This window comes from Bacillus sp. S71 (assembly GCF_016625265.1).
GTDB lineage: Bacteria > Bacillota > Bacilli > Bacillales > Bacillaceae_G > Bacillus_A > Bacillus_A cereus.
The window spans coordinates 440,145-450,691 of the sequence record NZ_JACVUW010000005.1; the positions used below are offsets into that span (position 1 = coordinate 440,145).

Sequence of the window (10,547 nt, forward strand, 5' to 3'; positions counted from 1 at the left end):
ATGACAATTGTCATGTATTCTTTATGAGAGGAATCAAGCTGCATACCGCAAGCGAGTAGCAGGACGAAAATAAACATGATACAATCGGTTAAGATATATATTCGAGGAAGGACAGTGGTTTTCATGATTATTCGTAATGAACAAGATTTAGAAGGCTTACGAAAAATCGGCCGCATCGTTGCGCTTGCACGTGAAGAAATGAAAAAAGAAGCGAAGCCAGGTATGACAACGAAAGAGCTTGATTTGATCGGTAAAAAAGTATTAGATGAGCATGGTGCTATTTCTGCACCTGAAAAAGAATATGATTTCCCAGGTGTAACTTGCATTAGTGTAAATGAGGAAGTTGCTCATGGTATTCCAGGAGATCGCGTATTAAAAGAAGGCGACTTAGTAAACGTCGATGTATCTGCTGCACTTGATGGCTATTATGCAGATACAGGTATCTCATTTGTTCTTGGAGAAGACGAAGCAAAAGAAAAGCTTTGCCAAGCAGCGGTTGATGCATTTTGGGCAGCAATGAAAAAGGTTAGAGCTGGCTCAAAACAAAATCAAATTGGTCGTGCTGTTTCAAACTTTGCACATAAAAGTGGATACAATGTTATTCAAAACTTAACTGGTCACGGCATTGGTCTTAGCTTACATGAAGCACCAAATCACATTTTAAGTTACTATGATCCAATGGATAATGCGCTTCTAAAAGACGGTCTTGTTATCGCTGTAGAACCGTTCATCTCTATGAAAGCTGATCATATTATTGAACGTGGTGACGACGGCTGGACATTCGTTACACCTGATAAAAGTCTTGTTGCACAATGTGAACATACCGTTGTCGTAACGCGCGGCGAACCAATAATTTTAACAGAAATCTAATACCAAAAACGGCTGTTTTGTAGATTTATTCCACATAAAACAGCCGTTTTTATTTTTGGGAAAATATGTGAACTACTGTTGAACTCTTTATCATTTAAGTATATAATCTTTAGCGGAGGTTACTTAAGCTTATCTTTACTAAAAAGATATTGTAACTAAGGAGTAAAACACCTTCTTTCTTATTGTTTAAACAGTCTCAAAAATGACCGTAGTAACGTGTTAGTCGAATATTCTGTAATTCTTATATTCTTCTAACAATGTAAGAAACTATCATCTTTCAACTTCGGTCCACTAATCGCACAACTCTCTTTAGACAAAATAAATGACTATTTTCAAAGTACATATTGTCTTCATTCTGACCAAAACCAACCCTATCTAGCTTTTTATCTCCACATAACTTTAAGGCAAAAATAAGCCTTCACAAAGGGATACACTACATTGGTTAGTATGTATCGTAAAACTTACCTTTATAACCATTCTTTTTTACTAGATATACATGAAAACTATCTCACATATAAAGGTCTGATATCATTCTTTAATATCAGTATTTTTTTCGACATTTTTTGTCGAATTGTGTATATTTCCACAGAACTGTGTAAATATACATTTTGTTTTACGTTAAATAATATTACTTTGAACATAATCCTACTTGTCTGAGAACGCGTATAGAAACGGAGGGATAGCAAAAAGTAAATAGCTTATAAAAAATACTTTTTATATTCCATTTGTTCATGTGGAATAAGTCCCCAATGGACAAATGAATGTTCAGAGGAGGAAAAATGAAAAAACTTTTCAATGTATGTTTAATTGTATTCGTACTATTTTCGCAACTTGCTAGTTTTCCATACAATCAAGTAAAAGCGGAAACCTTAACAGGAGATTCCTTATTTGACACTGTTGAAATGAAAGATGCAACGAATCATATTATTGACGAAGCATTAAATCCTAAAAACTTAATAAATGCAGGATCAATCATTCACCTAGAATATGCTTGGTCAATAAAAGATCATCAAATTGCACAAGAAAAAGATGCAACAGTTCTTCAAATACCTAACGCATTAAAAGTAAAAAATGACCAACAAGGAAACTTGATGGCAGATCAACAAATTATTGGTCAATATTTTGTTACGGCAAACGATAACAAAATGAAAATAGTCTTTAACGATTCAGTAAAAGATTCAAAAGGTGTTAAGGGAAAAATTAAATTTGACACTGTATTCAATCCAGATTTAAAACCTGGCATAAAAGCCGTCCCACTCACTTTCCCTCTAGGTACAGTAGCTAAGACTATCTCAGTTCCTGTTCAAGTAGATAACCCTACTTCACCTACTATTAATAGTGATGATGCTAAGCAGACTACCGAAGAGCAAAAGAACGGTGACGCACAGCAACCTACTGAACAGCCAAAAGATGGTGAAACACAGCAGAAACCTGCGGAACAACCAAAAGACGGGAATCCTCAGCAGCCTGCGAAACAGTCAAAAGATGGTGAGACACAGCAGAAACCTGCGGAACAACCAAAAGACGGGAACACTCAGCAACCTGCGGAACAGCCGAAAGACGGGAATCCTCAGCAGCCTACGGAACAGCCAAAAGATGGCGGGATACAGCAACCTACTGAGAACCCTGGTGATAACACAACAGGGCAACCTGTTGAAAATCCAGACCCATCACCTAAGCAAATTAAAGAAAATATTTTAACAAGCATAAAATTAACAGATAAAGACGGAAAACCATTTAATGATACAGATAATCGTCCAAATCCTGATTCTGCTGCCAATATCGATTTTACATGGGAAGTTTTAGAATCATTAAAAGTAAAAAAGGGAGATTACTATATTTTCCAACTACCGGAATATTTTATCGTCCACAACACCATTACACAGCCTTTAGTTGATGGAACAGGACATGAAATTGGGACGTTCGTTGTTGATTTAAACGGAAAAGTAACTATGACTTTTAACGAGTACGTTGAAGACAACCCTAATATAGATGGTCATTTAAAAGTTGGTACGGAATTCAATAAAACAAAAATTAAAGGGACTACGGAACAAAAAATTCCTTTCCCAATTAAAGAACAAGACGTTATTATCGAGCTTGATTTCAAACCTAATGTAAAGAAATCTATGAATAAAAAAGGTATACCTGATAGACCGATTAATACGAATCAAATTAATTGGACAGTCGAAATGAACAAAACAAAAGACATTCTTACAAACGCTGTCTTCCAAGACAATATTCCAAATGGAGCCAGTCTCAATGAAGATTCTATTAAGGTTTATGAGTTAGAAGTAGATATTAACGGGAAAACGACTCGTGGAGCCGAAGTTAGTAAAGAAGAATATACACTCACTTCATCCTCCGATAAATTAAATATCGCTTTTAAAAATGAAACAAAAAAAGCATATCAAATTGAATATGCAACAAAAATTACTGACGAAAGTGTTACTAGTTTCAAAAATGAAGCAAAAGTATCTAGCAAGAATCAAGGAGATGTATCCGCAAATGCAACTGTAACTGTTTCACGCGGTACACATCTAGAGAAAACTAGTAAATATAATCCAAAAACACAAACAATTGAATGGACAATTACTTTCAACGGTGACCAAAGAGATATTAAACAATCTGATGCGCTTTTAAAAGACATCTTGGACAAATCTCATAAAGTTGATGCAAGTTCTATCGTGGTTAAAAATGCTTCTTATGATAATAACGGAAAACTTGTTACAGGTGACAACGCCACAAACTTTACTGTAAAAGAAACCGATGAGGGATTTGATTTACAATTTAATGAAGATATTAATAGTGCCTATGTGATTACTTATACATCGAAAGCCAAGAATGATGTTATACAAGATGGCGAAATCGAAAATACAATTATTGCAGATGGAAAATGGAGTAAAACAAACAAAGTTACATTACAACAACAAAACATCATAAAGAAACATAATAAAAATGCAAACGATACAGATTACAATAAGAAAACAACGAAATGGACAATTATTGTAAATGATAACAATTACGTGTTAAATGATGCTGTTATCACTGATACGTTTGACTATAGTGGACTTACATTACAAAAAGATAGTTTCAAAATTATTGATGGATCAACTGAACTGAAATTAGACTCTGATTACACACTTGATGTAACAGCTGACGGATTCAAAGTAACACTAGCTGGTAGTTATAAGTCTAATATGGATAAAACTTTAACCATCACGTACACAACAGACTTTAATTACGAGACTCTATCTAAAAAGGATGATAATAAATCATTCAAAAATACAGCTGAGTTATCATGGAAAGATATAAATGGGAACGATAAAAATAGTAAATCTCATGATAGATTCAATCCTGACGGCTATACAAAAGGAAACGGATTTAAATACGGTTCTTACAATGCCCAAACGAAAGAAATCAAATGGGACATAGGGTTTAACTATAATAACAGGACTATTAAAGACCCTTCTATCGTTGACGTACTAGAAAACAATCAAAAACTTATACCAGACTCCATTGAGATTCATCATATGGAATTAACTGGTGGTGCAGACGGTTATAAATTAGGGGCACTTGTTTCCCCTGACGAATATACGGTAGAAAATGCAACGAAAGATAATAAAAATACATTAACGATTCATTTTAAAAATGAAATTAAAACAGCGTACCATATCAGCTTTAAAACTTCACTTGCAGGTGAAGAAATTAATAAGCGCTATGATAATTACGCCAAATTAAAAGATGGATCGGAAACTATCGCCAATATTCATGGTGCATTCGAGATCAAAAATGGTGGTAGCGGCGTTACGAAAAAAGCAAAACAAAATGACAAGTACATTGATTGGAGCGTTTCTATTAATGCAAGTCAATCAACGATTGAAAATGCTGTCGTAACAGACGATCCGACAGACAATCAAATTCTCGATGAAAAGTCATTCCACCTATATGGGACAACAGTAGCCGTGGATGGCACTTTAACGAAAGATACAACAAACGAATTAAAAGAAGGAAAAGACTATAAACTCAAAATAACAACAGACAACAATACGGGGAAACAACAATTTACAATTGAATTTCTTCATACTATTGATCGAGCTTATATTTTAGAATACCGTTCACTCATTAATGCAGACAATAATGAAAAGGTAAGCAATAAAGCGAAGATTACTGGTAATAGTTTAAAATTAACAGAAACTGAAAAAATTGAAGAAATAGTAGTTAAAGTATCTTCTGGATCTGGAGGCGGTTCTGCTACTAAGGGACGCGGAAACCTTCAAATTAAAAAAGTAGATAATGCAGATCCAAATAAAATTTTATCTGGCGTAGTATTTACTTTATTCGATCGCACAGGTACAACTGCTATTCGAACAATTACAACAGACGACAATGGTATCGCTCAGTTTAACAACTTAAAACGCGATGAATATCTGCTTAGAGAAATGAAAACTCTTGATGGCTATGTCATTAGTAAAGAATTAAAAGCAGGTAAACTTGTTAAGCTTGGTGCAGAAGAAACTACAACATATACTCTTAAAAACGAGAAATTTGTTGGAAAAGTAGTACTTACAAAGACTGATGCTCATAACAAAGAAAAGCTTAAAAATGCAGTTTTCTCTCTGCTTGATCAAAACCATAATGTCATTCCTGAACATAAAGAATTAATAACAAATGATAAAGGACAAATTACTGTAGATAATTTAAAACCAGGAACTTACTACTTAAAAGAAATAAAGGCTCCTGAACATTATCAATTAGATGATCGACTTATTGAATTTACAATCGAGGAAGATCAAACAACAGTAATTAATAAAGAGGCCCAAAACAACTTGATTAGAGGCTCAGTTATCCTAACAAAAGTTGATAAAGAGGGTAATACTTTAGAAGGTGCAGTATTTAGTGTACGGGACCGAAATAACAAAAGAATTCCTGGTTATACCAAATTAACGACAAATGGTAACGGACAAATCGAAGCGAAAAATTTACTTCCTGGAGAGTACCAATTTGTTGAAGAGAAAGCTCCTGAACATTATGAAATAGATAAAAAACCACTTAAATTTACAATTGATAAGAGCCAACAGAAAGCACTTACTGTTACAGCGACAAATCACCTCATTAAAGGTGGTGTCACTTTAACGAAAGTTGATGATGTCGATGGCACTGCCCTTGAAGGTGCTGTATTTAAAATTGTCGATGCGAATGACGAGAAACAAGTAATTCGTGAAAATATAAAAACAGGTTCAGATGGAAAAGTTACCGTTAAAGATTTAGAGCCTGGTGCTTATAAATTTATCGAAACAGAAGCTCCTAAGGATTATACGTTAAGTACAAACCCTATCGAGTTTACAATTGATAAAAGCCAACAAGCTCTTGCTACTGTTACGGCAAATAACAGCTTAAAAACGGGCGAGGTTGAATTATTAAAAGTTGATGAGTTTGGTGAGAAAAAACCACTAGAAGGTGCTGTATTCAAACTTGTCGATACAAATAATAATGACGTTTCCCCTCACACTAACTTAACTACTGATAAACACGGTAAAGTTAAAGTTAGTAACCTACGTCCTGGTACGTATAAATTTATTGAAATAGCTGCTCCTGAACATTACGTTTTACGAGCAGAACCTATTGAATTTACAATCGATAGAAGTCAGAAAGAAATTCTACTTGTGAAAGCTGAAAATGCTTTAAAACCAGGAGATGTTGAATTAACAAAAGTTGATGATATCGATGGTACAGCTCTTGAAGGTGCTGTATTTAAAATTGTTGATGCAAATGATGAAAAGAAAGTTATTCGCGAAAATGTAAAAACTGGTGCGGATGGTAAAGCTATCGCTACTGGCTTACGCCCTGGCGATTATAAATTTATCGAAGTAACAGCACCGAAGTATTACGACAAAAATACAAAACCAATTAAATTTACGATTACAGAAAGTCAAACAACTCAGGCTACTGTTACCGCTAAAAACAGCTTAACAAAAGGCGGTATTGAGTTAACAAAAGTGAATGCTGCAGATGAAAAGGAAACACTTGAAGGTGCAGTATTTAAAATCGTTAATAGAGATACTAATGAAGATGTTCGTACGGACCTTGTTACGAATAGTAAAGGAATGCTAGTTGTAGATGACTTACGTCCTGGTAACTATAAGCTTATCGAGACAAAGGCTCCAACTTATTACGATGTAAATGTAGAACCAATTGAATTTACAATCGAAAAAGGACAACAAAAACTCCTTCCACTTACATTTAAAAATAGTTTAACGAAAGGAAAAGTTAAACTTATTAAAGAAGATGATGTGGAAAGTAGTAAAGCTCTTGCCGGCGCTGTATTCACATTGCAAGATGCAACTGGCAAAGAAATTATGAAAGATTTAACAACAGATGATTACGGAGTATTAGTTATTCCTGATTTAGCACCAGGGGATTATCAATTTATCGAAACAAAAGCCCCTGAACATTATAAATTAGACAAAACACCTATTAAGTTCACAATTAAAAAAGGTAGTAAGGAAGATCTTCCTATCCCCGTTACTGTAAAAAATAGTTTACTTACAGGTGGCGTCACTTTAACAAAAGTTGATGATGTTGATGGCACTACTCTTGAAGGTGCAGAATTTATAATCGTTGACGCTCATGATACTAAAAAGGTAATTCGCAAAGGTTTAACAACTGATAAAAACGGTAAAATTTCTGCTTCTGATTTACGTCCTGGAGACTATCAATTTATTGAAGTAAAAGCTCCAAAAGACTATACCTTAAGCAAAGACCCTATTCCGTTCACTATCGAAAAAAGTCAAAAAGAGAATATTACTGTTACTGCTACTAACAGTTTAAAGAAAGGTGCAGTAACATTAACAAAAATTGATGACATCGATCGTACGATGCTCGAAGGTGCAATCTTTAAGATTGTGGATATGAATGGTAAGGAAGTTCATACGAGTCTTGTTACAGATAAAAACGGTAAAATTTCTGTTTCTGATTTACGCCCTGGAGACTATCAGTTCATTGAAACAAAAGCTCCTGAGCACTATGTATTAGATGAAACAACGATTCCATTTACAATTGAAAGAAGTCAAACGAAAGAGATCAATGTTACAGGCAAAAATGCTTTGAAAAAAGGTAGCGTTGAACTAACAAAGATTGACGATATTGATGTAAATACAAAACTTGCTAACGCCGTATTTAATTTATTAGATGCAGACGGGGAGCTAGTTGAAGAAGGCTTAAAAACAAATGCTGAAGGTAAAATTGTTGTTGAAAATCTACGTCCTGGTACGTATCAATTCGTTGAAACAATTGCTCCTGAACATTACGATTTATATAAAAAACCTATCGTATTTACAATTAAAAAGAGCCAAACTGAAACTCTTCATATCACTGCTACAAATGCTTTAACAAAGGGTGCAGTTAAACTTTCTAAAGTAGACGATGTTGATGGCACTGTTCTTAAAGATGCAGTATTTAAAATTGTTAATATGAACGGTGATGTAGTTCATAAAGACCTTGTTACAAATGAACAAGGAATAATCGAAATTAACGACCTACGTCCTGGTGATTACCAATTTATCGAAACGAAAGCTCCTAAGCATTACGTTTTAGATGAAACACCAATCAAATTCACTATTGAAAAAGGACAGAAGAAAGCTATTTCTTTAACTGCTACAAATAGCTTAAAACAAGGTAGTATCGAATTACTTAAAGTTGATGATTTAAACACTCAAACAAAACTTGCTGATGCGGTATTTAATTTACTGGATCAAGATGGCAAAGTACTTAAAACAGATTTAAAAACAAACAGCGAAGGTAAAATCGTTATCGAAAACTTACGTCCTGGTACGTATCAATTCGTTGAAATAACGGCTCCTGAACACTATGATTTAGACAAAAAACCAATTATATTTACAATTGAAAAAAGCCAAAAAGATATTGCTACCGTTACTATGAAAAATAGTTTAACAAAAGGCGGCGTGGAACTTTCTAAAGTGGATGACGTCGATGGCACTACTCTTGAAGGCGCAGTATTTAAAATTGTGGATATGAATGGTACTGTAATTCGCAAAAATCTTGTTACGAATCAACAAGGTAAAATTAGCGTTTCTGACCTACGTCCTGGTGATTATCAATTCATCGAGACAACGGCTCCAAAACACTACGATTTAAACAAAGAGCCGATTCCATTCACAATTACAAAGAGCCAAGCTGATCCTATCTCCGTTACAGCTACAAATAGCTTAACGAAAGGCGCTGTGGAACTTTCTAAAGTGGATGATGTAGATGGTACTGCTCTTAAAGATGCGGTATTTAAAATTACTGATCTGAATGGTAACGACATTCGTACTGAGCTTACAACAGATGTACACGGAAAAATTTCTGTTTCTGATTTACGTCCTGGGGACTATCAGTTTGTTGAAACGAAAGCTCCTGAACACTATAAATTAGATAGTACACCTATTAAGTTTACAATTAAGAAAAGCCAAAAAGAAAAGCTCCAAGTTACTGCTACAAATAGCTTAACTGAGGGTGCTGTAGAATTAGTAAAAGTGGATGATATAAATCCAGATACAAAACTTTCTGATGCAGTGTTTAACATCATCGATGCGAAAGGTAAAATTGTTCGCACTGATTTAACTACTGATAAAGATGGTAAGATTACTGCTACGAACTTACGCCCAGGAGACTATCAATTCATTGAAACGAAAGCTCCTAAGCATTACGATTTAAATAAAACACCTATTAGCTTCACTATCGAAAGAAGTCAACTAACTCACGCTTCTGTTACTGCTAAGAATGGCCTAACAAAAGGTGGCGTGGAATTAACGAAAGTTGACTCTATAGATAAGAAAGAAATGCTAGAAGGTGCGGTATTTAAAATTACTGATCTGAACGGTAACGACATTCGTACGAATTTAGTTACCAATAAAGACGGAAAAATCATCGCTAAAGACTTACAACCAGGAGACTATCAATTTATTGAAACAAAAGCTCCTAAACATTACGACTTAAATGAAGAACCAATTAAGTTCACAATCGAAAGAAGTCAAACAAAGCATGTCTTCGTTACAGCTATTAATAGCTTAACGAAAGGTAGTGTTGAGTTAATTAAAGTTGATGATGCCAAGCAAAACACAACACTTGAAGGTGCAGTATTTAAAATTGTTAATAAGGATGGACACGATGTTCGTACCGATTTAACTACTGATAAAAACGGCCGTTTAGTTGTGGATGAATTACCGCCAGGAGACTATGAGTTTATCGAAACAAAAGCTCCTGAACACTATGACTTAAATAAAACACCTATTAAGTTCACAGTTAAAAAAGGCCAAGAAAAAATCGCCTCTGTTACTGCTACGAATAGCTTAACTAAAGGCGCAGTTGAATTAACTAAAGTTGATGACATCGATGGTACTACTCTTGAAGGAGCAATCTTTAAAATTGTAGATATGGACGGCAAGGATGTTCGTTCTGATTTAACTACCGATAAAGATGGGAAGATTTCTGTTTCTGATTTACGTCCGGGAGATTATCAGTTCATTGAAACGAAAGCTCCTAAGCATTATGACTTAAATCAAAATCCTATCAAGTTTACTATTGAAAAGAGTCAAACTGCTAAAGCTTCTGTTACTGCTACTAACAGCTTAACTAAAGGCGCAGTTGAATTAACTAAAGTTGATGACATCGATGGT

The 10,547-nt window shown here is 34.6% G+C and carries 2 protein-coding genes; both read left to right on the forward strand.

The features are described from left to right. Positions 1 to 75: 75 nt before the first annotated feature. Positions 76 to 870 carry a type I methionyl aminopeptidase gene (gene map / locus IBT51_RS15050; protein WP_100910518.1) on the forward strand — a complete coding sequence of 265 codons (795 nt, stop codon included), beginning with the start codon at positions 76 to 78 and terminating at the stop codon, positions 868 to 870. A gap of 779 nt (positions 871 to 1,649) precedes the next feature. Then, positions 1,650 to 10,547 (forward strand): SpaA isopeptide-forming pilin-related protein (locus IBT51_RS15055; RefSeq protein ID WP_200483286.1); only part of this gene is annotated, 8,898 nt, incomplete at its 3' end.